The organism is Streptomyces thermospinosisporus, from assembly GCF_039526425.1.
Lineage (GTDB): Bacteria > Actinomycetota > Actinomycetes > Streptomycetales > Streptomycetaceae > Streptomyces > Streptomyces thermocarboxydovorans.
Window position 1 is genome coordinate 1 of record NZ_BAAAIZ010000089.1, and the last position, 23,781, is coordinate 23,781.

Annotated in this window: 19 protein-coding genes; 13 read left to right on the top strand and 6 right to left on the bottom strand. The window is 72.5% G+C overall.

What is annotated here, in order from left to right; genetic code table 11:
- Positions 1 to 464: 464 nt before the first annotated feature.
- Positions 465 to 1,238: a type I methionyl aminopeptidase gene (gene map / locus ABD207_RS25205; RefSeq protein WP_344015418.1), complete on the bottom strand. Its 774-nt coding sequence runs from the start codon at positions 1,236 to 1,238 to the stop codon at positions 465 to 467.
- Between the two features lie 33 nt (positions 1,239 to 1,271).
- On the opposite strand from map, the gene ABD207_RS25210 reads away from it, so the two are divergent.
- The 9 genes from ABD207_RS25210 to ABD207_RS25250 all read left to right on the top strand — a co-directional run bounded on the left by ABD207_RS25210 (position 1,272) and on the right by ABD207_RS25250 (position 12,509).
- The gene (locus ABD207_RS25210) at positions 1,272 to 1,532 is read left to right on the top strand and encodes a helix-turn-helix domain-containing protein (protein WP_344015419.1); all 261 of its coding nucleotides are present in this window, start codon (positions 1,272 to 1,274) and stop codon (positions 1,530 to 1,532) included.
- A gap of 140 nt (positions 1,533 to 1,672) precedes the next feature.
- A complete protein-coding gene (locus ABD207_RS25215; protein WP_344015420.1) occupies positions 1,673 to 3,292 on the top strand; it encodes a hypothetical protein in 1,620 nt (539 codons plus the stop codon).
- A 155-nt stretch (positions 3,293 to 3,447) separates the two neighbouring features.
- Positions 3,448 to 4,290, top strand: a complete 843-nt coding sequence (locus ABD207_RS25220) for a nitrilase-related carbon-nitrogen hydrolase (protein ID WP_344015421.1) — start codon at positions 3,448 to 3,450, stop codon at positions 4,288 to 4,290.
- A complete protein-coding gene (locus ABD207_RS25225; RefSeq protein WP_344015422.1) occupies positions 4,287 to 5,573 on the top strand; it encodes an aspartate aminotransferase family protein in 1,287 nt (428 codons plus the stop codon). Before ABD207_RS25220 ends, ABD207_RS25225 begins: the two co-directional genes overlap by 4 nt.
- Before the next feature lie 27 nt (positions 5,574 to 5,600).
- Entirely contained in the window at positions 5,601 to 7,175 is a 1,575-nt protein-coding gene (locus tag ABD207_RS25230; protein WP_344015423.1) for a PucR family transcriptional regulator, read from the top strand.
- A 247-nt stretch (positions 7,176 to 7,422) separates the two neighbouring features.
- Positions 7,423 to 8,265, top strand: a complete 843-nt coding sequence (locus ABD207_RS25235; protein ID WP_344015424.1) for a nitrilase-related carbon-nitrogen hydrolase — start codon at positions 7,423 to 7,425, stop codon at positions 8,263 to 8,265.
- Between the two features lie 139 nt (positions 8,266 to 8,404).
- Positions 8,405 to 9,808: a dihydropyrimidinase gene (gene hydA / locus ABD207_RS25240; RefSeq protein ID WP_344015425.1), complete on the top strand. Its 1,404-nt coding sequence runs from the start codon at positions 8,405 to 8,407 to the stop codon at positions 9,806 to 9,808.
- Between the two features lie 22 nt (positions 9,809 to 9,830).
- Positions 9,831 to 10,832 carry a TIGR03842 family LLM class F420-dependent oxidoreductase gene (locus ABD207_RS25245; RefSeq protein ID WP_344015426.1) on the top strand — a complete coding sequence of 334 codons (1,002 nt, stop codon included), beginning with the start codon at positions 9,831 to 9,833 and terminating at the stop codon, positions 10,830 to 10,832.
- 132 nt (positions 10,833 to 10,964) lie between these two features.
- Complete coding sequence (locus ABD207_RS25250) at positions 10,965 to 12,509, top strand: NCS1 family nucleobase:cation symporter-1 (protein ID WP_344015427.1); 1,545 nt, start codon at positions 10,965 to 10,967, stop codon at positions 12,507 to 12,509.
- An 18-nt stretch (positions 12,510 to 12,527) separates the two neighbouring features.
- On the opposite strand, the gene ABD207_RS25255 is transcribed toward ABD207_RS25250, so the two are convergent.
- Complete coding sequence (locus ABD207_RS25255; protein ID WP_344015428.1) at positions 12,528 to 13,376, bottom strand: CAP domain-containing protein; 849 nt, start codon at positions 13,374 to 13,376, stop codon at positions 12,528 to 12,530.
- Positions 13,377 to 13,735: 359 nt separating this feature from the next.
- On the bottom strand, positions 13,736 to 14,404 hold the full coding sequence (locus ABD207_RS25260) for a hypothetical protein (RefSeq protein WP_344015429.1): 669 nt from the start codon (positions 14,402 to 14,404) through the stop codon (positions 13,736 to 13,738).
- 237 nt (positions 14,405 to 14,641) lie between these two features.
- Between ABD207_RS25260 and ABD207_RS25265 the strand changes: the two genes are divergently transcribed.
- The 3 genes from ABD207_RS25265 (at position 14,642) to ABD207_RS25275 (ending at position 17,691) form a co-directional block, all read left to right on the top strand.
- Positions 14,642 to 15,487, top strand: coding sequence for an inositol monophosphatase family protein (locus ABD207_RS25265; protein WP_344015430.1), 846 nt, complete (start codon positions 14,642 to 14,644; stop codon positions 15,485 to 15,487).
- Between the two features lie 227 nt (positions 15,488 to 15,714).
- Complete coding sequence (locus tag ABD207_RS25270; RefSeq protein ID WP_344015431.1) at positions 15,715 to 17,124, top strand: phytoene desaturase family protein; 1,410 nt, start codon at positions 15,715 to 15,717, stop codon at positions 17,122 to 17,124.
- Between the two features lie 48 nt (positions 17,125 to 17,172).
- Positions 17,173 to 17,691 (top strand): O-acetyl-ADP-ribose deacetylase, encoded by a 519-nt coding sequence (locus ABD207_RS25275; RefSeq protein WP_344015432.1) that lies wholly within the window; start codon positions 17,173 to 17,175, stop codon positions 17,689 to 17,691.
- 83 nt (positions 17,692 to 17,774) lie between these two features.
- On the opposite strand, the gene meaB is transcribed toward ABD207_RS25275, so the two are convergent.
- The 3 genes from meaB to ABD207_RS25290 are packed head-to-tail and all read right to left on the bottom strand — an operon-like array spanning position 17,775 to position 22,731.
- Positions 17,775 to 18,752 carry a methylmalonyl Co-A mutase-associated GTPase MeaB gene (gene meaB, locus ABD207_RS25280; protein WP_343997374.1) on the bottom strand — a complete coding sequence of 326 codons (978 nt, stop codon included), beginning with the start codon at positions 18,750 to 18,752 and terminating at the stop codon, positions 17,775 to 17,777.
- Entirely contained in the window at positions 18,749 to 20,923 is a 2,175-nt protein-coding gene (gene scpA, locus ABD207_RS25285; protein ID WP_344015433.1) for a methylmalonyl-CoA mutase, read from the bottom strand. Before scpA ends, meaB begins: the two co-directional genes overlap by 4 nt.
- Entirely contained in the window at positions 20,923 to 22,731 is a 1,809-nt protein-coding gene (locus tag ABD207_RS25290; protein ID WP_344015435.1) for a methylmalonyl-CoA mutase family protein, read from the bottom strand. The genes scpA and ABD207_RS25290 overlap by 1 nt, the downstream gene beginning before the upstream one ends.
- Before the next feature lie 146 nt (positions 22,732 to 22,877).
- Here ABD207_RS25290 and ABD207_RS25295 point away from each other — a divergent pair, with 146 nt between their 5' ends.
- The gene (locus tag ABD207_RS25295) at positions 22,878 to 23,579 is read left to right on the top strand and encodes a (2Fe-2S)-binding protein (protein ID WP_344015436.1); all 702 of its coding nucleotides are present in this window, start codon (positions 22,878 to 22,880) and stop codon (positions 23,577 to 23,579) included.
- Positions 23,580 to 23,781 lie beyond the last annotated feature (202 nt).

A 23,781-nucleotide genomic window follows, 5' to 3' on the forward strand; every position in this document is an offset into this window, starting at 1 on the left:
GAGCGCCCCCGTCCGGGGCGCGGCGCGGCTCGGGGACGGCCGGTGGTGACGGTGTGGCTCCGCTGGGGTGTGGTGTGGGCGGCGAGCTTGGGGCGGGTGATGTCTCTGAGCTGGTGGGGAGCCGCGTGTCCGGCGGCGGCAGTTGTGGGGAGTGGCCGGCCGCCACCGCGTGCAGTGGCGGGCGGGCGCGGCTCAGGCACGCTCGCGCGCGGTGCTCCTCAGGGCAGCTGCGGCTCGGCTCCGCCGGGGTGTGGTGTCGGCGGCCGGGCCCGAAGCGGGCGATGCCCCGACGGCGGGTGGGGCGCGCCCGTGCCCGACGACATGGCTCCGGGCGGGGTGTCCCGCGATGAGGCTCGGAGCGGGCGATGCTCCGAGGGGTGGGCCGGGAGCCCGCGCATCTGACGGCGGCGTGCTCGCGTGCAGGGGCAGTCGAGGTTCGGGGACGGGCGGCCGGGCGGCGCGGCTCAGGCCCGGCGGGCCGTCAGGATGCGGGGGCCGGAGTCTGTGATGGCGATGGTGTGTTCCGCGTGGGCCGCGCGGGTGCCGTCGTTGGTGCGGAGGGTCCAGCCGTCGGCGGCGGCGTGGTAGCCGTCGGTGCCGCCTGCGATCAGCATGGGCTCGATCGCCAGGGCCATACCGGGGCGCAGCGGCATGCCCCGGCCCGGGCGCCCCTCGTTGGGGACGGAAGGGTCTTCGTGCATGTGGCGGCCGATGCCGTGGCCGCCGAAGCCGTCCGGGATGCCGTAGCCCGCCGCGCGGCAGACCGTGCCGATCGCGTGGGCGATGTCGCCGATGCGGTTGCCGGCGACGGCCGCCTCGATCCCGGCGGCCAGCGCCCGCTCGGCCGTCTCGATCAGTCTCAGGTCCTCGGGGCGCGGAGTGCCCACGACGAAGCTGAGGGCCGAGTCGCCGGTCCAGCCGTTCAGCTGGGCGCCGCAGTCGACGGAGAGCAGGTCGCCGTCGCGCAGCCGGTAGCCGGTCGGGATGCCGTGCACGATCGCGTCGTTGACGGAGGCGCAGATCACCGCCGGGAACGGGGTCGGCGCGAAGGAGGGCCGGTAGCCGAGGAACGGCGAGGTCGCGCCCGCCTCGCGCAGCACGTCCCGCGCCACCTCGTCCAGCTCCCGCAGGGAGACGCCCACGTCGGCGGCCTCGCGCACGGCCGTCAGCGCGTTCGCGACGACCTGGCCCGCCTCGTGCATGGCGTCGATCGATGAGTCCGTCTTCAGCTCCACCATGCCAATTACTATACCGGTATTAGAATGGGCGTCATGGTGCGCACCCCTCTCACCCCGGAAGAACGCGAACGCGGCGAACGGCTCGGCCGGCTGCTGCGTCAGGCCCGCGGCGACCGCAGCATGGCCGAGGTGGCGGCGAAGGCCGGCATCTCCGCCGAGACGCTCCGCAAGATCGAGACGGGACGCGCGCCGACCCCTGCCTTCTTCACGGTGGCGGCCCTGGCGGGCGAACTGGGCCTGTCCATGGATCAGTTGGCCGCGCACTGTACAGGAGGCGCCTCCCTCGCGGCGTGATCGTCCGCGACGCAACGACTCACCTCCGCACGGTGGTCTCCCGCGCACCTTGCGTCACTGCCGAAAACTCCCTGTAGCTCAGCCGTAACACAACTGGTGTTGCCTACGGAGCGCAGTACTCCAGTTGGCGGGAGCCGAGCATGGCGGTGGAGCAAATTCCGGTACGGGTCAGGGAGTTCAGGGACTACCTCAATGCCCTGCTGGGGCGCCTCGACCAGTCGGGCGGCTGGTGTGCGGTGTTCTGGCAGCGGGATCCGGACGGTATGCGGGCCTGCCTCGCCGGGAGCGAAGTGCCCCCGTGGGACGTGGTGGAGGCGCTGCTGCAGGACTACGCCGCCGCCCACGGCGCCCGGGCCGCCGAGGCGGAGACCGCCAGGGCCCGCGCCCTGCACACCGCCGCGCTCACCGCATACGACGCCCGCCCCGGCGCCCGCGAGGCCCTCACCGACCGTCTCGATGTGATGCTCCGCGAACGCAAGTACGCCGCGGAGCGCAGGGCCGCCCTCAGCCGGGCGCTGGCCTCCGCTCCCACGGGTGCGGAGGCCGAGGCGATCCGGGTGGACCTGGCCTGGGCGGAGGACGACCACGCCCGGGCCACGGCGCGGTGCGCCGAACTCCGCTCCAGGCTGGAGCACTTGGAGCACTTGGAGCACCTGGAGCACCTGGAGCGGCGGGAGCAGAGTGAGGCGGCCCAGGGGTGGGCGGGCGAGCACGGCCCGGCCGGGGCCCGGGAGGGTGAGCATGCGCCGGCCTCCGCCCGCACGGCGAGCTGGGGCAGCCCCGCCGCGGAGGCCGGCCCGGCACCGGGAGGAGACACGGAGTCCAGCCCCGCACCTGGAGGCCCGGAGCCTGGCTCAGCCACCGCGGGGAACGCCGTACCGGCACCGGCGGATGCAGCCCTCGCCCAGCCCGCTCCCGCCCAAGCCCCGCCCGCTCCCGCCCCCCAAGTCACCCCGCCGCCCGAGCAGCCCGTCCAGGCTCCGGAGCCGGCCCCCAAACCCCCCAAACCCCCCAAGCCCCGCAAGCGCCGTCGGGGCAGTGCACGGTTCGCCGGGGCGGTGGAGGACGACACCCCGCCTGTAGTCGTGCCCCCGGCCGAGGCTCCGCCCGCCTCCGGCGCCCCTGCCGCGGCGCCGGCGCCGCCCCGCACGCCGCGCGGTGCCCGCTTCGCCGGGGTGGAGACGGAGGAAGAGGAGCCGCCGCGGCCCCGCGTACGGGTCGCGGCCGACGGTGCGTCGCGGCAGGAGACCCGGCGGGCCGTCGCGCACCTGGCCCGGCTGCGGGCCGAGGGGCGCACCGGTGAGGCGCATGTGCTGCTCGTCGACCTCGCCCAGTGGCCGCCGGAGCGCTTCCCGCTCTTAGCCGCCGAGATGGAGCGGGCCGGGCTGACGGCCGACTGGGCGACCCTGCTGTGGGAGTGCGCCTCGCTGCCCGCCGGACGCCTGGTCACCGCCTCCGAGACGCTCGCCGCGGCGGGGCGCACCGCGGACGCCGGGCAGCTGCTGCGGCAGGGCGTCGCCCGCCCCGCCGAGGAGATCGGGCGGGCGGTGCTCGAGCTCACCGCCGAGCGGCGGCACCACGAGGTGAGGGCGCTGCTCGACGCCTGTGTGCGCACCCGCACCCCCGAGGAGGCCGCCCGCAGCGCCGCCCTGGATCCCGAGCGCCTGGTGCCGCTGCTGCTCGGCGCCGCGCAGGGCGTCTGCGAGGAGTGCTACTGGGACCTGGTGCACGCCCTCCGGGTCGCCGGCACGGCCTCCTGACGTCCGCCGCGATCACCCACAGGAGTGCGAATCGCGCTCGACTCAGCGGGTTGGCGACGATGGTCTTGGCAAGGACGTCCGAGAGGCTTACGTTCGTCCCTCTACGGCCGTTTCTACGGGCGTAGAGGCGCTGACGTCGCTCGAAGGAGCAGCTCATGGCCAACGTCGTACGTGCCGCTCTGGTTCAGGCCAGCTGGACCGGCGACACCGAGTCCATGCTGGCGAAGCACGAGGAGCACGCCCGCGAGGCGGCCCGGCGGGGCGCGAAGATCATCGGGTTCCAGGAAGTCTTCAACAGCCCGTACTTCTGCCAGGTCGAGGACCCCGAGCACTACCAGTGGGCCGAGCCGGTTCCCGACGGGCCCACCGTGCGCCGGATGCGGGACCTGGCCCGCGAGACCAACATGGTCGTCATCGCGCCCGTGTTCGAGATCGAGCAGCCCGGCTTCTACTACAACACCGCGGCCGTGATCGACGCCGACGGCGGCTACCTCGGCAAGTACCGCAAGCACCACATCCCGCAGCTCAAGGGCTTCCGCGAGAAGTTCTACTTCAAGCCCGGCAACCTCGGCTGGCCCGTCTTCGACACCGCGGCCGGCAAGGTCGGCGTCTGCATCTGCTACGACCGGCACTTCCCCGAGGGCTGGCGCCAGCTCGGCCTCAACGGCGCCCGGCTGGTGTACAACCCGTCCGCCACCCACCGCAGCCTCTCCTCCCACCTGTGGAAGCTGGAACAGCCCGCGGCCGCCGTCGCCAACGGCTACTTCGTCGCCGCCATCAACCGCGTGGGCCGGGAGGAGTACGGCGACAACGACTTCTACGGCACGTCCTACTTCGTCGACCCGCGCGGCCAGTTCGTCGGCGACGCCGCCAGCGACACCGAGGAGGAACTCCTCGTCCGCGACCTGGACCTCGACCTCGTCGACGAGGTGCGCAAGACCTGGGCCTTCTACCGGGACCGCCGACCCGACGCCTACGAAGGGCTGGTGCAGCCATGACCGACGACCTGCTGGGCCGCCACCGCGCGGTCCTCCCCGACTGGCTCGCCCTCTACTACGAGGAGCCCATCGAGATCACCCACGGCGAGGGACGCCACGTCTGGGACTCCCACGGCAACCGCTACCTGGACTTCTTCGGCGGCATCCTCACCACCATGACCGCCCACGCCCTGCCCGAGATCACCAAGGCCGTCAGCGAACAGGCCGGGCGGATCCTGCACTCCTCCACCCTCTACCTCAACCGGCCGATGGTGGAACTCGCCGAACGCATCGCCCAGTTGAGCGGCATCCCCAACGCACGGGTGTTCTTCACCACCTCCGGCACCGAGGCCAACGACACCGCCCTGCTGCTCGCCACCACCTACCGGCGCAGCAACACCGTGCTCGCGATGCGCAACAGCTACCACGGCCGCTCCTTCAGCGCCGTCGGCATCACCGGCAACCGCAGCTGGTCCCCGACCTCGCTGTCCCCGCTGCAGACGCTCTACGTGCACGGCGGCGTCCGCAGCCGCGGCCCGTTCGCGCACCTCGACGACCAGGGCTTCATCGAGGCCTGCGTCGACGACCTGACGGACCTGCTCGGCCACACCCGCCCGCCCGCCGCGCTGATCGCCGAGCCGATCCAGGGGGTCGGCGGCTTCACCTCGCCCCCGGACGGCCTCTACGCCGCCTTCCGCGAGGTGCTGCAGGAGCGGGGCATCCTGTGGATCTCCGACGAGGTGCAGACCGGCTGGGGCCGCACCGGCGAGCACTTCTGGGGCTGGCAGGCGCACGGCCAGAGCGGCCCGCCCGACATGCTCACCTTCGCCAAGGGCATCGGCAACGGCATGTCCATCGGCGGCGTGGTGGCCCGCGCCGAGATCATGAACTGCCTGGACGCCAACAGTATCTCCACCTTCGGCGGCACCCAGATCACCATGGCCGCCGGACTCGCCAACCTCAACTACCTCCTCGAACACGACCTGCAGGGCAACGCCCGCCGGGTCGGCGGCCTGCTCATCGAACGGCTGCGGGCCGTCGCCGCGCAGGTCCCCGCCGTGCGCGAGGTGCGCGGACGCGGCCTGATGATCGGCATCGAACTGGCCCGGCCCGGCACCGACGAGGCCTACCCCGAGGCGGCCTCCGCCGTGCTGGAGGCGGCCCGCGAGGGCGGCCTGCTCATCGGCAAGGGCGGCGGCCACGACACCAGCGCCCTGCGCATCGCCCCGCCGCTCTCCCTCAACGTGGCGGAGGCCGAGGAGGGCGCCGCGATCCTCGAACGCGCGCTGAGGAGCATCCAGTAGCAGCACACCGATCAAGGGAAAGCCGCCATGGTCAGCGTCTCGGACTCCTGGGAAGCCCCGGCACCCGCACTGTCGGTCCGTCAGGTGCTCGCGCTGGAGCGGGTGCTCGCCGGTGAGCCCGAGGTGGTGGCCGGCGAGCACCGGCTGGACCGGCCGGTGCGCTGGGTGCATGTCGCCGAGGCCGCCGACGTCGGAGTGATGCTCAGCGGCGGCGAGATGGTCCTCACCACCGGCGTGCTGCTGGCCGGGGACGAGGAGAAGCAGGCCGAGTACGTGCGCTCCCTGCACCGGGCGGACGCAGCCGCGGTCGTCCTCGGACTCGGCCGCGCCTTCCCCTCGCCGCCGGACGCGATGCGGCGGGTGGCCGAGCGGTGCGGGCTGCCCCTGGTGGTGCTCCACCGGCCCTTCCCCTTCGCCCAGCTCACCGAGGAGGTCCAGTCCCGGCTGGTGCGCCGCAAGTTCGCCGCGGTCAGCCTCTCCGAGTCCGTCCGCACCGAACTGACGGCGCTCATCACCGCCGGCGCCCCGCTGCAGCGCCTGCTCGACGAGATCGCCCGGCACAGCGGCTGCCCCGTCGTCGTCACCAACCTCGCCCACCGCGTCCTCGGCACGGCGGGGGAGCGGCCCGCCGTGGACGACGTGCTGCGCGACTGGGACCGCATCGCCCGCCAGGCCGGCCGCACCGAGGGCGACGGCTGGATCCGCGCCGAACTGGGCGGGCGCGGCGAACGCTGGGGCCGGCTGGTGCTGTGCGGCTACCGCGGCGACACCGCGACCGGCCGGCTGCTCGCCGACCGGGCCGCCGAGGCCCTCGTGCTGCACCGCATGCTCGTCGGCGGCGCCGCCTGCTCCTGGGAGGAGCAGTCCGCCCAGAGCCTGCTCACCGACCTGATCAGCGGCGTCCTGCCCGCACGGCAGCTGCTGCCCAGGGCCCGCGCCGCCGGACTGCCGGTGAACCGGCGCACCTTCGTGCCCCTGGTGGTCCGCGGACGGAGCGCGGCCCGGCTGGACCGCGTGCTGCGCCTGCTGGGCCTGCCCGGCCTCACCGGCGAACTCGCCGACGGGGCGAGCGCCGTCCTGCTCAGCCTCGCCCGCGACCAGGACCCGCAGGCGCTCACCGCGCACTTCGCCGCCCGGCTGCGCGCCGAGCCGGGCCCCGAACCGGTCGTCGTGGCCGCGGCCGACGCGCGGACCGTCTTCGACGACGTGCCCGCCGGACTCCGCGAGGCCCGGCACGTGGCCGACGCCGCCGCCGGATCCGCCCCCGCGCTTGACCTGCCGCCCGTGGTCCGCCTGAGGGACGTCCATCTGCGCGGGCTGATCCGCCTGCTGCGCGACGACCCGCAGGTGCAGTCCTTCGCCGAGCGCGAGCTGGACGGACTGCTGAGCGAGCCGGACGAGGACCTGCTGTCCGTGCTGCGCACCTATCTGGCCACCGGACGCAACAAGTCCCGCACCGCCCAGCTCCACCATGTCTCCCGCCCCGCCCTCTACCGCCGTCTGGAGGCGATACAGGCGCGGCTCGGCGTGGACCTCGACGACTTCGAGCAGGCCGCCTCGGTCCACATCGCGCTCCTCGCGCACGACGCGCAGCACCAGTGACGCGCCCCGCGCGGCACCGCTGACGCCTCGCGCGCAGCACCGGTGGCGTCTCGCGCGCGACACCACCGCACATCACGCGCAACGCCACTTGAAACCCGCGACCACTTGCGACAACGGCGGTGAGACATGGGCCGGTTCAGCAGTGACACGGTGACACGCCTGGCCCCCGCAGACGTGACACCGTGTACCTCAACGCAGGCTCGCGCACTTCCTAGGCTCGCCGCACACCGAGCGACCGGAGGTTGCGATGAGCCGAGTGATCCGTGCCGCCGTCTTCCAGACCGCCTGGACCGGCGACAAGGAGTCGATGATCCAGGTCCACGAACAGGCAGCCCGCGACGCTGCCGCCCAGGGCGCTCAAGTGCTGTGCTTCCAGGAGCTGTTCTACGGCCCCTACTTCTGCCAGGTGCAGGACCCGGCCTTCTACGAGTACGCCGAGGCCATCCCCGACGGCCCGATCGTCAAGCGCTTCCAGTCCCTCGCCCGGGAGCTGGGCATCGTCCTGGTGCTGCCGATGTACGAGGAGGAGCAGCCCGGCGTCCTCTACAACACCGCGGCGGTGATCGACGCCGACGGCTCCTACCTCGGCAAGTACCGCAAGACGCACATCCCTCAGGTGCGCGGCTTCTGGGAGAAGTTCTACTTCAGGCCCGGCAACCTCGGCTGGCCCGTCTTCGACACCGCGGCCGGCCGGATCGGCGTCTACATCTGCTACGACCGCCACTTCCCCGAGGGCTGGCGGGCGCTCGGACTCGCGGGCGCGGAGATCGTGTTCAACCCCTCGGCCACCTCCCGGGGCCTGTCCGGCTACCTGTGGCAGCTGGAGCAGCCCGCGGCCGCGGTCGCGAACGAGTACTTCGTCGGCGCGATCAACCGGGTCGGTGTGGAGGAGCTGGGCGACAACGACTTCTACGGCACCAGCTACTTCGTCGACCCGGAGGCCCGCTTCGTGGGCGAGGTGGCCGGCGACAAGGAGACCGAACTGGTCGTACGGGACCTGGACATGGCCAAGCTCCGCGAGGTCCGGGACCGCTGGCAGTTCTACCGGGACCGCGCGCCCGCCGCCTATACGCCGCTGACGGCGCCGTAACCGCCCGGACCGGGCGCGGGGCCGCGGACGGTCCGCGGCCCCGCCGCCACGGGGGTCCCCGATCGAGCGAGGCGAAGACCGGGGGAGCGACGAGCCCTCACACCACCCGCACGCACCCACAGCGAGGAGCGAGACGGACATGAGCAGCCGGACACTGATCCGCGGCGGTCTCGTCATCACCGCCGCCGACGAGACCCACGCCGACATCCTGATCGAGGACGGCCGCATCGCCGCCCTCGCCGCCACCGGCACTCCCGCGGCCGAGGCCCTCACCGCCGACCGGGTCATCGACGCCACCGGCAAGTACGTCATCCCGGGCGGCGTCGACGCCCACACCCACATGGAGCTGCCGTTCGGCGGCACCTTCGCCTCCGACACCTTCGAGACCGGCACCCGCGCCGCCGCCTGGGGCGGCACCACGACCATCGTCGACTTCGCCGTGCAGAGCGTCGGCCAGTCGCTGCGCGCCGGACTCGACGCCTGGCACGCCAAGGCCGAGGGCAACTGCGCCATCGACTACGGCTTCCACATGATCGTCTCCGACGTGAACCAGGAGACCCTCAAGGAGATGGACCTCCTCGTCGAGGAGGGCGTCACCTCGTTCAAGCAGTTCATGGCCTACCCGGGCGTCTTCTACTCCGACGACGGGCAGATCCTGCGCGCCATGCAGCGCTCCGCCGAGAACGGCGGCCTGATCATGATGCACGCCGAGAACGGCATCGCCATCGACGTCCTCGTCGAGCAGGCGCTCGCCCGCGGCGAGACCGACCCCCGCTACCACGGCGAGGTGCGCAAGGCCCTCCTCGAGGCCGAGGCCACCCACCGCGCCATCCGCCTCGCCCAGGTCGCCGGCGCCCCGCTGTACGTGGTGCACGTCTCGGCCATGGAGGCGGTCGCCGAACTCGCCCGCGCCCGCGACGAGGGACTGCCGGTCTTCGCCGAGACCTGCCCGCAGTACCTGTTCCTGTCCACCGACAACCTCGCCGAGCCGGACTTCGAGGGCGCCAAGTACGTCTGCAGCACGCCCCTGCGGCCCAAGGAGCACCAGGCCAAGCTCTGGCAGGGCCTGCGCACCAACGACCTCCAGGTGGTCTCCACCGACCACTGCCCCTTCTGCTTCACGGGCCAGAAGGAACTCGGCCGCGGCGACTTCTCCAAGATCCCCAACGGGCTGCCGGGCGTGGAGAACCGCATGGACCTGCTCCACCAGGCCGTCCTGGACGGGCACATCAGCCGCCGCCGCTGGATCGAGATCGCCTGCGCCACCCCGGCCCGGATGTTCGGCCTCTACCCGAAGAAGGGCACCATCGCGCCGGGCGCCGACGCCGACGTCGTGATCTACGACCCGCACGCCGAGCAGGTGCTGTCCGCCGAGACCCACCACATGAACGTCGACTACTCGGCCTACGAGGGCAAGCGGATCACCGGCCGGGTCGAGACCGTCCTCTCGCGCGGCGTCCCGGTCATCACCGAGCGGGAGTACACCGGCCACGCCGGGCACGGCGTCTACATCCCGCGCTCCACCTGCCAGTACCTCGGCTGAATCTCACGCAAGGAGTCGTGCCATGGACTTCGGACTCGTCCTGCAGACCGACCCGCCCGCCTCGCGGGTCGTCAGCCTGATGAAGCGCGCCGAACGCAGCGGTTTCACCTACGGCTGGACCTTCGACTCCGCCGTGCTGTGGCAGGAGCCGTTCGTCATCTACAGCCAGATCCTCGCCAACACCACGAAACTCAAGGTCGGCCCGATGGTCACCAACCCGGGCACCCGCACCTGGGAGGTCACCGCCTCCACCTTCGCCACCCTCAACGACATGTTCGGCAACCGCACCGTGTGCGGCATCGGCCGCGGCGACTCCGCCATGCGCGTCGCCGGACGCAGACCCAACACCCTGGCCCGCCTCGGCGAGGCCATCGGAGTCATCCGCGACCTGGCCGAGGGCCGGGAGGCCGAGGTCGACGGCAGGCCGCTGCGCATCCCCTGGGTGCGCGACGGAAAGCTCCCGGTGTGGATGGCGGCGTACGGGCCGAAGGCGCTGGCGCTCGCCGGGCAGAAGGCCGACGGCTTCATCCTCCAGCTCGCCGACCTCTACCTCACCGAGTGGATGGTGAAGGCGGTGCGCGACGCCGCCGCCGAGGCGGGCCGGGACCCCGGCTCCCTCACCATCTGCGTCGCCGCCCCCGCCTACGTCGGCGACGACCTGGCCCACGCCCGCGAGCAGTGCCGCTGGTTCGGCGGCATGGTCGGCAACCACGTCGCCGACCTGGTGGCCCGCTACGGCGAGCACTCCGACATGGTGCCGGAGGCGCTGACCGAGTACATCAAGGGCCGCCAGGGTTACGACTACAGCCACCACGGCCGGGCCGGCAATCCGTCCACGGACTTCGTGCCGGACGAGATCGTCGACCGGTTCTGCCTCCTCGGCCCCCCCGAGGCGCACATCGAGAAGCTGCAGGCCCTGCGCGAGCTGGGCGTCGACCAGTTCGCCGTCTACGACATGCACGACGCACAGGAGCAGACGATCGACGCGTACGGCGCGGAGATCATCCCGGCGCTCAAGGGCTGAGCCGCCCGCGCGTCCGCTGGAGCACCCGTCCGTCCCCGCGCTCGACCGAGCACGAACCCGTCCCCTCGTCCGATCGAGCACGAACCCCTCCCCTCGTTCACCGACCGGTCCTCCCCGCCGAAGGGAACGTCCATGACAGCGACCGTCCCGCCCACACCTTCCGACCCCTCGATAACCGACCCGGCGGGACGCGTCGAGCTTCCGCCCGACGCCGTCCCCACCCACAGCCGCTTCGTCAACGACGACCTGCTGCCCGTGCCGCTGGCCCGGCGCCGCTGGACGACGTACAACTTCTGCGCGCTGTGGGTGGGGATGGCGCACAACATCCCCTCCTGGCTGCTGGCCTCCGGCCTGGTGGCGCTCGGCATGGACTGGAAGCAGGCGGTGTTCACCATCGCGCTCGCCAATGTCATCGTGCTGGCGCCGATGCTGCTCACCGGCCACGCCGGCCCCAAGTACGGCATCCCCTTCCCGGTGATGGCCCGCGCCTCCTTCGGGCTGCGCGGCGCCAACCTGCCGGCGATGATCCGCGCCGGGGTGGCGTGCGCCTGGTTCGGCATCCAGACCTGGATCGGCGGCCAGGGCATCTTCGTGCTGCTGGGCAAGATCTTCGGCGGCTGGGCCGAGGCGTCCGAGGTGGGCGGCCAGCCGTGGACGCTCTGGGTCTGCTTCCTGCTGTTCTGGGCGCTCGAACTGGCCATCATCTACCGGGGGATGGAGGCCCTGCGCCGGTTCGAGAACTGGGCGGCGCCGTTCGTCATCGTGGGCGCGCTGGCGCTGCTGGCGTGGATCGCCACCAAGGCGGGCGGTCTGGGCCCGCTGCTCGACCAGCCCTCGAAGCTGGGCTGGGGCGCCGACTTCTGGCCGGTGTTCTTCCCCTCCCTCATGGGCATGATCGCCTTCTGGTCCACGCTGAGCCTGAACATCCCCGACTTCACCCGCTTCGGGGCGGGCCAGCGCGCCCAGGTGTGGGGCCAGACCCTCGGGCTGCCCACCACCATGACCCTGTTCGCGCTGCTGTCGGTGTTCGTCACCTCCGGCTCGCAGGCGGTGTACGGCGTCGCGATGTGGGATCCGGTGGCGCTCGCCGGCAAGACCGACAACGTCTTCGGGCTGCTCTTCGCCCTGGTGACCGTGCTGGTCGCCACGATCTCGGTGAACATCGCGGCCAACGTCGTCTCTCCGGCGTACGACCTGGCCAACCTGGCGCCGCGGTTGATCACCTTCCGTACCGGTGCGCTGATCACCGGCGTGGTCGGCGTGGTGATCATGCCGTGGAAGCTCACCGAGACGCCCGAGCTGTACATCTTCACCTGGCTCGGCCTGGTCGGCGGCCTGCTCGGCAGCGTCGCCGGCATCCTCATCGGCGACTACTGGATCGTCCGCCGCACCGCGCTGGACCTGCCCGGCCTGTACACCCCGGGCAGCCGCTACTGGTACACCTCCGGCTGGAACCTGCGGGCCGTCGTCGCCTTCCTGGCCGGCGGGGTGCTCGCGGTGGGCGGCTCCCACTCGGCGCCGGGCAAGGGACCCTTCCCCGAGGACGGCCTGGTCCCGTTCCTGAAGCCCCTCGCGGACTACGGCTGGGCCGTGGGCCTCGCCGCCTCGCTGGTGCTGTACGTGGCGCTGATGGCGGGCCGCAGCGCCTCCGACCGGGCTGCGGCCCGCCTCCAGTGAGCAGCCAGTGATCAGGGTCTACCGGGGAGTCCCGAAGTCCTGGGTCCAGTAGGTGCCGGAGAGGCCGACGCCGATCTCCTTGAAGCTGCAGTTGAGGATGTTCTGCCGGTGGCCGGGGCTGTTCATCCAGCCCTCCATCACCTGCTCCGGCGTGGAGTAGCCGTAGGCGACGTTCTCGCCGTAGGCGCTCCAGCTGTAGCCGGCGCGGGTGATGCGCTGGTCGGGGGTGGAGCCGTCGGAGCCGGTGTGCGACATGTTCCCGTTCGCCGCCATGTCCTCGCTGTGGTCCTGAGCGGCCTTGGTCAGCTTGGAGTTGACGGTCACTGCCGAGCAACCCGCCTTGGCGCGCTCGGCGTTGACCAGGTCCACGACCCGGGCGACGTCACCCGTGGCGGTGGCGGAGGGCTTGGAGGTGCTCGGCGAGGACGGGGCCGAGGAGGAGGGGGACGAGGAGGCGGAAGGCTTCGGGGCGGAGGTGGAGGGCTCGGCGCTCGGCGTCCTGGCCGGCTCGGAGGCGCGGGTGGTCTCGGCTGCCTTCGCCTTCGCCTTCCTCGTCTTCTTCGCCTTACGGGACTTCTTGGACTTCTCGTCGTCCTTCTTCTTGTGCGTCTTCGTAGGACTCGCCTCGGGCGTGGTGTGCGCCGAGGGGGCGTTGCCCGGGCGGCTGCTCCACTCGCGGTACCAGTTCGCGCCGTCCCACCGGTCCTCGGGCGCGACCGTGGTGGCGGCGGCGCGGTCGTGCCGCCCCTGATCGTCGCCGGGCCAGTCGGTACAGGCCATGGCGACGGACGGTATGCCTATGACGCTCGCGGCGATCGCGGCGACGACCGGCCGCCGGTAGCGCTGCTGGTGGCGATGCTTTGCCATGCGTGACCTCACCCTTGCTGTCCGGAGGGTGGCCATTCTTGAAAGGCCCCGGCGCACAGGGCAACGGGCGCTTTTACTACCCCGCTTCGTAGCCCGACGAGCCCCTTGCGGTGAGAGGCGGAGCGTGCCAAGGGGTGCGGGAAGGGGCGCCGCAGGGGCTGTCGTCACGTCAACAGGCTTGCATGTGCGAAGAGACGGCGATGCCTGCCGGCGGAGGTGACCGCCGCTCACGCCGGCCGTCCCCACCCCGGGGGCAAGACGGACAAGTCGACTATGTCGTCGCGGCCGTCTCTACTAATGGCCCCGCATAGATCGGGAGAGGGGTGTGACGGATGTCACGGAATCGCGGATTCCGGATGTCAGTCCCGGGCCTTCTCCAGGGTCGCCATCGCCGCCTTGGCGGCCTTGATGGCGCCCTTGTTGATCTCGTCCGAGCTGGGCGCCTTCTTCGACTCGAAGTCGCTGCCGTTGTAGGTGACGATCACCAGCGCGTTGGCGGTGCGGGCCACGACCGTGCCCTCGCGGGTCTCCTGCTTGTCCTCGGTGGTGAGGTTCACGACGGAGTACGCCTCGTCACCGAGCCCGGGAACGGATCCGCCGCCGCTCTTCTGCTGCAGCCGCCCCTCGTACGACCGCTTCGCCGCCTCGTCGGAGGCCATCACCTCGAAGGAGACGTCCAGCCAGCGGTACTCGTACCCCTTGAGTGCGTTCCACGAGCAGGTGCGGCGCAGCTTGGCATCGGTCGACGGTATCTCCTTGCCGGCCGTCTTGGCGTTCGGCACAAGGGACTTGACGGTGTCTTCGGGGATGCCGGTGCACGGTGCGGGAGCGGCGGTGTAGGTCTTCGCCTCCTGGGTCGCCGACGGCGCGGAGGCGGACTGCGTCTGCGTCTTCTTCTCGGTGGGCGGCTTCTCGGCGGCCTGCGGAGCGGCCAGCGGGCCGGAGGACAGCGCCCACCCTGCAGCGGCGAGTACGACCACCGGGGACAGGCGCGCGGTCAGGGCGATCGGCAGAGGAAAGGAACGCACGGCGCACTTCTCGTGGGTCGGGGCGGAGGGGTCCACACTGCGGACGGGACGCCAGTGTCACACGCTTCCCTGTGGGGCGGAAGGGCCCAACTCGCTGCGTACTCGGGCGGTGACGGAGACGGGACGGTGCGTGCCCGCCGGCCTGAGCACCGCCCGGTTCCGGACTTCGCGACCGGGTCGCAGCCCCCGGTACCCGGGCGAGTGGGGCGCGGCGGGACGACGTGCTCTCATGGAGACATGATCGACGCTCACAACACCATCGACGAGTTCCTCGCCCGCCGCGCCGCCGACGTGGAGGAGGCCCTGCGGGAGGCGGCGGCGCAGGAGATCATGCCGCGCTGGCGCCGGCTCGCCGAGCACGAGGTGGACCACAAGAGCGGCCCGCACGACCTGGTCACCGACGCCGACCGCAAGGCGGAGCTGTACCTGACCAAGACGCTCCCCGCCCTGCTGCCCGGCTCGGTCGTCGTCGGCGAGGAGGCGGTGCACGCCAACCCGGCCTCGTACGAGGCGATACGTGGCGAGGCGCCCGTGTGGATCGTCGACCCGGTCGACGGCACACGGCAGTTCGTGCGCGGCGAGCCCGGCTTCTGCACGCTCGTCGCACTCGCACACGGGGGAGTGGTGCACGCCTCCTGGACCTACGCCCCCGCCCGCGGCCTCCTTGCCACCGCCGTCCGCGGCCGGGGCGCCCTCCTCGACGGCGAGCCGCTGCACTCCGGCTCCCCGGAGCCCGGGAGCGAGCTGCGGGTGGCGGTCTCCCACCCCGACTACACCACCGACGAGCAGAAGCGCGCCCTGCTCGGCCTGTGGACCGACGGCGTGGCCCCGCGCTCCTGCGGCTCGGCCGGGCTTGAGTACCTGGCGATCGCCCGCGGCGAGTCCGACGCCACCGCCTTCAGCTGGGAGGCGGCCTGGGACCACGCGGCCGGGCTGCTGCTGGTCGAGGAGGCGGGCGGAACGCATCTGACCCGCGCGGGCGAGCCGTTCCGGATCACCGGCGGCAACACCCTGCCGTTCACCGCCGCCCGCGACGCCGCGACCGCCCGCCGGGTGGCCGGGCTGCTGTCCGACGGGTCCTGATCTCCCGAGCCCCGGTGATCCGGAGTGATCTGGCATGCCCGTCGGCCCGTTGCCGTCCCGCCCGCCACGGCGGTGGCGCCGCGCGGCGGTGGCGCCGCAGGGCGGTGGCGCCAGCGGCCCGGGACCGCGGACGATCACCTCTCGGTCCGCGACCGGGGGACGGCGGCCCGGCATATCCTGATCCTCCAGTGGCCACCGGCTGACAAAGGAGTCCGAAGGTGCCGTCGATGCTCGATGCGGTCGTCGTGGGTGCGGGGCCCAATGGACTGACCGCCGCCGTGGAGCTGGCCCGGCGCGGCTTCACCGTGGCGCTGTTCGAGGCCAGGGACACCGTGGGGGGCGGTGCCCGCACCGAGGAGCTCACCCTGCCCGGCTTCCGCCACGACCCCTGCGCCGCGGCACACCCCCTCGGCATCAACTCCCCGGCCTTCCGCGCCCTGCCCCTGGAGCGCTACGGCCTCGAGTGGCTGCAGCCCGAGCTGCCCATGGCCCACCCGTTCCCGGACGGCTCCGCCGCCGTGCTGTCCCGGTCGCTGGCCGAGACCGCCGCCTCCTTCGGGCCCCGGGACGCCGGCGCCTACCGCCGCCTGGTGCAGCCCTTCCTGCCCCGCTGGGACACCCTCGCCCGCGACTTCATGTCCCTGCCGCTGACCGCGCTGCCCCGCGACCCGGTCACCCTCGCCCGCTTCGGGCTCGCCGGGCTGCCGCCGTCGACCTGGCTGATGCGCCGCTTCCGCGACGAGAAGGCCAAGGCGCTCCTCGCCGGTCTCGTCGCCCACGTCATGGCACCCCTGAGCGGCTTCGCGACCAGCGCCATCGGCCTGGTCTTCGCCCTCGCCGCGCACGCCCGCGGCTGGCCCGTCGCCCGCGGCGGCTCCCAGGCCATCTCCGACGCGCTCGCCGCCCATCTGAGGGACCTCGGCGGCCAGATCCACACCGACTACGAGGTCAAACGCCTGGACGACCTGCCGCCGGCCCGCGCCTACGTCTTCGACACCTCGCCCACCGCCCTGGCCCGCATCGCCGGCCTCGGCGACCTGTACGGCCGCTACCGGTACGGCCCCGGCGTCTTCAAGATCGACTACGCGCTGGACGGCCCCGTGCCGTGGACCGCGCCGGAGGCCCGCGTCGCCGGCACCGTGCAGATCGGCGCGAGCAGCCAGGAGATCGGCACCGCCCTGCGCGCCGCCTCCCGCGAGGGCCGCGCCCCCGACGCGCCGTTCCTGATCACCGTGCAGCCCGGCGTCGCCGACCCCACCCGGGCGCCCGAGGGCAAGCAGGTCTTCTGGGCCTACGGCCACGTCCCCAACGGCTGGACCGGGGACCTCACCGACGCCATAGAACGCCAGCTCGAGCGCTTCGCCCCCGGCTTCCGCGACCGCGTCCTGGCCCGCGCCACCGCCGGTCCGCCGGAGCTTGCCGCGCGCAACGCCAACTACGTCGGCGGCGACATCGCCACCGGCGCGGTCACCGGCCTGCAGGCCGTGCTGCGCCCCCGGCTGTCCCTCTTCCCGTACGCCACCCCGCATCCGGCCGTCTACATCTGCTCCTCGGCCACCCCGCCCGGACCCGGAGTGCACGGCATGTCGGGGCACAACGCGGCCAAGGCCGTCTGGCGGCGCCTGCGCCAGACCTGACCGGCGCGTTCCCGCATCCACAGGCCCCGGCTCCCTACGGTGACGGGCATGACCACGATCACCCTCGTCCAGGGCGACATCACCCGGCAGAGCGCGGACGCCATCGTCAACGCGGCGAACTCCTCCCTGCTCGGCGGGGGAGGCGTCGACGGCGCCATCCACCGGCGTGGCGGACCGGCGATCCTCGAGGAGTGCCGCCGGCTGCGCGCCACGAAGTACCGCAAGGGCCTGCCCACCGGCCAGGCGGTCGCCACCACCGCCGGCGACCTGGACGCCCGCTGGGTCATCCACACCGTCGGCCCCGTGTACAGCACCACCGAGGACCGCTCGGACCTGCTCGCCTCCTGCTACCGCGAGTCCCTGCGCGTCGCCGACGAACTGGGCGCGAAGACGGTCGCGTTCCCCGCCATCTCCACCGGCGTCTACCGCTGGCCGATGGACGACGCGGCCCGCATCGCCGTGGAGACGGTCCGGGCCACGGACACGGCCGTGGAGGAGGTCAGGTTCGTCCTGTTCGACGAGCGCGCGTACAACGCGTTCGCCGCCCAGCTGGAGGACGGAACCTGAGCCGCCTCGGGGCCCGAGAACCAGCCCCAGCGAGCTGAACGGCCGCCTCAGAGACCAGGACGGCCCCAACGAGCCGAACGTCCTCAGCGGTCCGTGAACGCCTGCAGGATCCGTTCCGCCGCCAGGGTGGCCGTCAACTCCCCGTTCCTGACGCGCTCTTCGAGCTCGGGGGCGAGGGACTTCACCGCCGGGTCGGTGTGCAGGCGGCCGAGGAGTTCGTCGTGGACCATCGACCAGGTCCAGTCGACCTGCTGGTCCCGGCGCTTGGCGGCGAGCCGGCCCGTCGAGTCCAGCAGCGCCCGGTGCTGCTCCAGCCGTTCCCACACGGTGTCCAGACCGGTGGACTCGCGGGCGCTGCAGCTGAGCACCGGCGGGGTCCAGGCCGCGTCCTTGCCGTGCATCAGCCGCAGCGCGCCCGCCAGTTCCCGGGCGGCGGCGCGGGCGTCGCGCTCGTGCGGGCCGTCCGCCTTGTTCACGGCGATGACGTCGGCCAGTTCCAGCACGCCCTTCTTGATGCCCTGCAGCTGGTCGCCGGTGCGGGCCAGGGTCAGCAGCAGGAAGGAGTCGACCATGTTGGCGACGGCCGTCTCCGACTGGCCCACGCCGACCGTCTCCACCAGCACCACGTCGTAGCCGGCCGCCTCCATCACCACGATCGACTCACGCGTGGCCTTGGCGACACCGCCGAGCGTGCCCGCCGACGGGGACGGCCGCACGAACGCCGCCGGATCGACGGCAAGACGCTCCATCCGCGTCTTGTCGCCGAGGATCGACCCGCCCGTACGGCCCGAGGACGGGTCGACGGCGAGCACCGCCACCCGGTACCCGAGGCCCGTGAGCATGGTGCCGAACGCGTCGATGAACGTCGACTTGCCCACGCCCGGCACCCCGCTGACGCCGATCCGCCGCGCCCGGCCGGCGTGCGGCAGCAGCTCGGTGAGCAGCTCCTGCGCCAGCGCCCGGTGCTGAGGACGGGTGGACTCGACGAGCGTGATGGCGCGGGCGACGATCGCCCGCTTGCCGTCGAGCACACCCTTCACATAGGCGTCGACGTCGATCACAGGGCGAGCCCCAGGTCGTCGGCGAGCCGCTTCACCAGGTCGTACGCCGCGTCGGGGATCACCGTCCCCGGCGGGAACACGGCCGCCGCGCCCATCTGAAGCAGCGTCGGCACGTCCTGCGGCGGGATCACCCCGCCCACGACGATCATGATGTCCTCGCGGCCCTCCTCGGCCAGCTGCTCCTTCAGTGCCGGGACCAGCGTCAGATGCCCGGCCGCCAGCGAGGAGACGCCCACGATGTGCACATCCGCCTCGACCGCCTGACGGGCCACCTCGGCCGGCGTCTGGAACAGCGGGCCGACGTCCACGTCGAAACCCAGGTCGGCGAAGGCGGAGGCGATCACCTTCTGGCCGCGGTCGTGGCCGTCCTGGCCCATCTTGGCGACCAGGATGCGCGGACGGCGGCCCTCGGCCTCGGCGAAGGCGTCCACCAGGGCCCGGGTGCGGTCCACCGAGGGGGACTCGCCTGCTTCGTTGCGGTACACGCCGGAGATCGTACGGATCTGGCTCGCGTGCCGCCCGAACACCTTCTCCAGGGCGTCGGAGATCTCCCCGACGGTCGCCTTGGCGCGGGCCGCGTTCACCGCCAGCTCCAGCAGGTTGCCGTCCCCGCCGGCCGCCCGGGTCAGCGCGTCCAGGGCGTCCCGGCAGGCGGTCTCGTCCCGCTCCTCGCGCAGCCGCTTCAGCTTGGCGATCTGCTGGGCGCGCACGGCGGAGTTGTCCACCTTGAGCACCTCGATCGCCTCGTCGTTCTCCACCCGGTACTTGTTGACGCCGATCACCGGCTGGCGCCCGGAGTCGATCCGGGCCTGGGTGCGGGCCGCGGCCTCCTCGATGCGCAGCTTGGGGATGCCCGCGTCGATCGCCTTGGCCATGCCGCCCGCGGCCTCGACCTCCTGGATGTGCTGCCAGGCCCGGCGGGCCAGGTCGTACGTCAGCTTCTCCACGTACGCGCTGCCGCCCCACGGGTCGATCACCCGGGTGGTGCCGGACTCCTGCTGCAGCAGCAGCTGGGTGTTGCGGGCGATCCGCGCGGAGAAGTCGGTCGGCAGCGCCAGCGCCTCGTCGAGGGCGTTGGTGTGCAGCGACTGGGTGTGGCCCTGGGTCGCCGCCATCGCCTCGATGCAGGTGCGGGTGACGTTGTTGAAGACGTCCTGCGCGGTCAGCGACCAGCCGGAGGTCTGCGAATGGGTGCGCAGCGACAGCGACTTGGGGTTCTTCGGGTCGAACTGCTTCACCAGCTTCGCCCACAGCAGGCGCGCCGCGCGCAGCTTGGCGATCTCCATGAAGAAGTTCATGCCGATCGCCCAGAAGAACGACAGGCGCGGCGCGAACGCGTCCACGTCCAGGCCCGCGTCCCGGCCCGCCCGGATGTACTCCACACCGTCGGCGAGGGTGTACGCCAGCTCCAGGTCGGCCGTCGCACCGGCCTCCTGGATGTGGTAGCCGGAGATGGAGATGGAGTTGTAGCGGGGCATCCGCTGCGAGGTGTACGCGAAGATGTCGGAGATGATCCGCATCGACGGCTTCGGCGGATAGATGTAGGTGTTGCGGACCATGAACTCCTTGAGGATGTCGTTCTGAATGGTCCCCGCCAGCTTCTCCGGCGGCACACCCTGCTCCTCCGCCGCCACGATGTACAGCGCCAGCACCGGCAGCACGGCACCGTTCATCGTCATCGACACCGTCATCCTGTCCAGCGGGATCCCGTCGAACAGCTGACGCATGTCGTAGATGGAGTCGATCGCCACGCCCGCCATGCCGACGTCACCGGTCACCCGCGGGTGGTCGCTGTCGTAGCCGCGGTGGGTGGGCAGGTCGAAGGCGACCGACAGGCCCTTCTGCCCGGCGGCGAGATTGCGCCGGTAGAAGGCGTTGGACTCCTCGGCCGTGGAGAAGCCCGCGTACTGGCGGATCGTCCACGGCTGGTTGACGTACATGGTGGGGTAGGGGCCGCGCAGATAGGGCGCGATGCCCGGGTACGTCCCCAGGAAGTCCAGGCCCTCCAGGTCCTGCCCCGTGTACAGCGGCTTGACCGGGATGCCCTCCGGCGTCTCCCACAGCAGGTCGTCACCGCCGGCCGCCCGCTTGACGGCCGCACGCCACTCGTCGGCGCTGCCGTCCGGGGCCGGCGTCCCCAGTTCGATCCCGGAGAAGTCGGGGATTCCCATCAGGACACTCCCATGCGGTCGAGGGCGGCGGACAGGACGGCGACCGCGTCACAGCCCGCGAAGACATAGGCGTCGACCCCGGCGTACGAGGAGGGCCGGCCCGCGAGGAACACGTGCGAGGCGCCCTGCGCCTTCAGCTCGGCGGCGGCCTGCTCCGCCTGCTCCTCGTACAGCGCGTCGCTGGAGCACAGGCAGGCCTCGCTCGCGCCGCTCTCCGCGAAGGTCCCCTCGGTGACCGGCTCGATGCCGCCCGCCTGGAACAGGTTGGAGGCGAAGGTCAGGCGCGCGGTGTGCGCGGCGGCCGGGCCGAGCGCGGCCAGGTAGATCCTCGGGCGGGACCCGGTGGCGGCCAGATGCGCGTCGGAGCGGGCGCGCAGCGCCTCGTATGCCTCGTCGCGGCGCACCACCGGAAGGCCGCCGGACGGCGGCTCGGGCGCGGGCTCGCGCACCACCGGCTTCTCCGCGAGCAGCGGGAACTCGCTGACCCCGGTGACCGGTTCGCGGCGCCCCGCCAGCTTGGCGGCGCGCACCGACCAGGTCTCGGCGAGCCGCTGCTCCACCATGCCGGACCGCAGCGCGGCGGCCTGCCCGCCGGCCCGCTCGATCTCCTGGAAGAACTCCCAGCTCGCATGGGCGAGTTCGTCGGTGAGCCGCTCCACGTACCAGGAGCCGCCCGCCGGGTCGATGACCCGGGTCAGGTGGGACTCCTCGACCAGGATGGTCGCCGTGTTGCGGGCGATGCGCCGGGCGAAGGCGTCCGGCAGGCCCAGGGCGTGGTCGAAGGGCAGCACGGTCACGGAGCCGGCGCCGCCGACCCCGGCGGCCAGCGTGGCGATCGTGGTGCGCAGCATGTTCACCCACGGGTCGCGGCGGGTCATCATCACCGGCGAGGTCACCGCGTGCTGGAACTGCGCCCCGGCGGCGGGCGCACCCGACACCTCGGCCACCCGAGCCCACAGCCGCCGGGCGGCACGCAGCTTGGCGATGGTCAGGAACTGGTCCGCGGTCGCCGCGTACCGGAACTCCAGCTGCCCCAGGGCCTGCTCGACCGAAAGGCCGGCCTCGGTGAGCTGCCGCAGATACGCCACCCCGGTCGCCAGTGAGCAGCCCAGCTCCTGCGCCGCCGAACCGCCGGCCTCGTGGTACGGCAGCGCGTCCACGGTCAGCGCCCGCAGCCCCGGGTACTCCTCGGCACACAGCCGCGCGAGCCTGGTCACCGGGGCGGTGTCGTACGCCCGCCCGGTGCGGGCCTGGTATCCGAGCGGGTCCGCGCCCAGATTGCCGCGCGCCGCGTCCTTGGCGACGCCCCGCTCCTCGTACAGCCGCAGCAGCTCCTTCGCCGCGGCCTCGGTCTCCCGGCCCGCGTCGAGCACGACCGGCGCCAGGTCCAGGTAGACGCCCTCCAGGACCTGGGCGAGCGAGGACACCGGCATGCCGCCCTCACCGGCGGTCAGCCACAGCGAGGTGACACCGTTCTCCAGGTCCGCCAGCACCGCCGCGTTGTCGGCCGTCGTATGGCGCTGCCGCACGTCCCAGCCGGCCACGGTGTTCCCCTCGGCGCGACTGCCGCGCACAAAGGGAGCGAACCCGGGCAGACCCGGCTCGGGAGCGGTGTCGCGCGGCGTGTACAGGGGACGGGTCCGCAACCCGTCCTCCAGCGCGGTGGTCAGGGCTTCCTCGGCCGCGTCGCCCTCGACGTCCTTGCCCGCCTTGCGCAGGACACCCGCCACAAGGCGCTGCCACTGCTCGTGGGCTACGTCGGGGAATTCGGCGGCCAGTTCGAGCCCGTCGTCAGGCAGGACCGTCATGCTCGGATGTTAGGCCAGCGGCACAAAGGAGCTGCAGGGGAAACGGCTGTGACCTTGACCTCTTCGCGCCTGTGAGCTGCCTCTCCGGCTCCGTTTCCGCCCCCTCCTCCGGTCGGCCTCCGCCGGCCGACCGGGACGATGGGCTCATGGAGACCACCGCCCCCTGGCATCGCATCCCGGCCCTCGGACCCTACTTCGCCGCCACCTGCGGCGAGCATCCGGACCCGGAGGGCTTCCAGCCGCTGACCCTGATGTACGGCGATGCGGACGTGCTCGGTGAGCAGGTACGGCAGGTGGCCCGGCGGACGGGAACCGACCAGACCCGGGTGGCGGCCTCCACCTTCCAGCTCGGCCTGGCCGCCCGGCTCTGGTCGGTCGCCCTCGCCTCGGCCGCGTTCACCGGGACCGTGCCCGACCTCGACCCGGCGCGGCTGTGGTGGCGCCCGGCCGAATCGGGGCCCCTCGAACTGTGGCTGCCCGCGCCGCGTGCGCTGCCGTCCCGGCCTGCCGCCGCGCTCCTCGACACGGTGGCCCTGCGCAACCTGGACCCGCTGAACACGGCCGTCCGGCGCCTGTGCGGACTGTCGCCCCACGTCCTGCGCGGCAACTCCGCCTCGGCGCTGGTCGGTGCGCTGCGCGTGCTGCTCGGCCACGCCCCGCCGCGACCGGTCACGGACCTCGTCCGCACCCTGCTCGACCGCGAACCGCTCGCCGGCGCCGGAACCTTCACCGTGACCGATGGCGGAGCCCTCTCCTTCCGCCGCCGCAGCTGCTGCCTCTACTACCGCCAGCCCGGCGGCGGCCTGTGCGGGGACTGCGTGCTCACGGGGACGCAGCGCACCGTCTGACACCGGCGGCCAGGAGCCGACATAACGTCAAAAGCTTTAGGACTTCGGTTACTTGGCGCCAAAGCCCGGTGAGTCCCGGTGAGTCCCGGTGAGTGGCCCCCGGAACCATCAAGAGCGCACAGATTTCGACGGGGCGATTGCTTCGATACTGTTCGAGTCCTAGGGTGACCCTGGCTCAGTGGTTACTCCGTCACCACCAGGT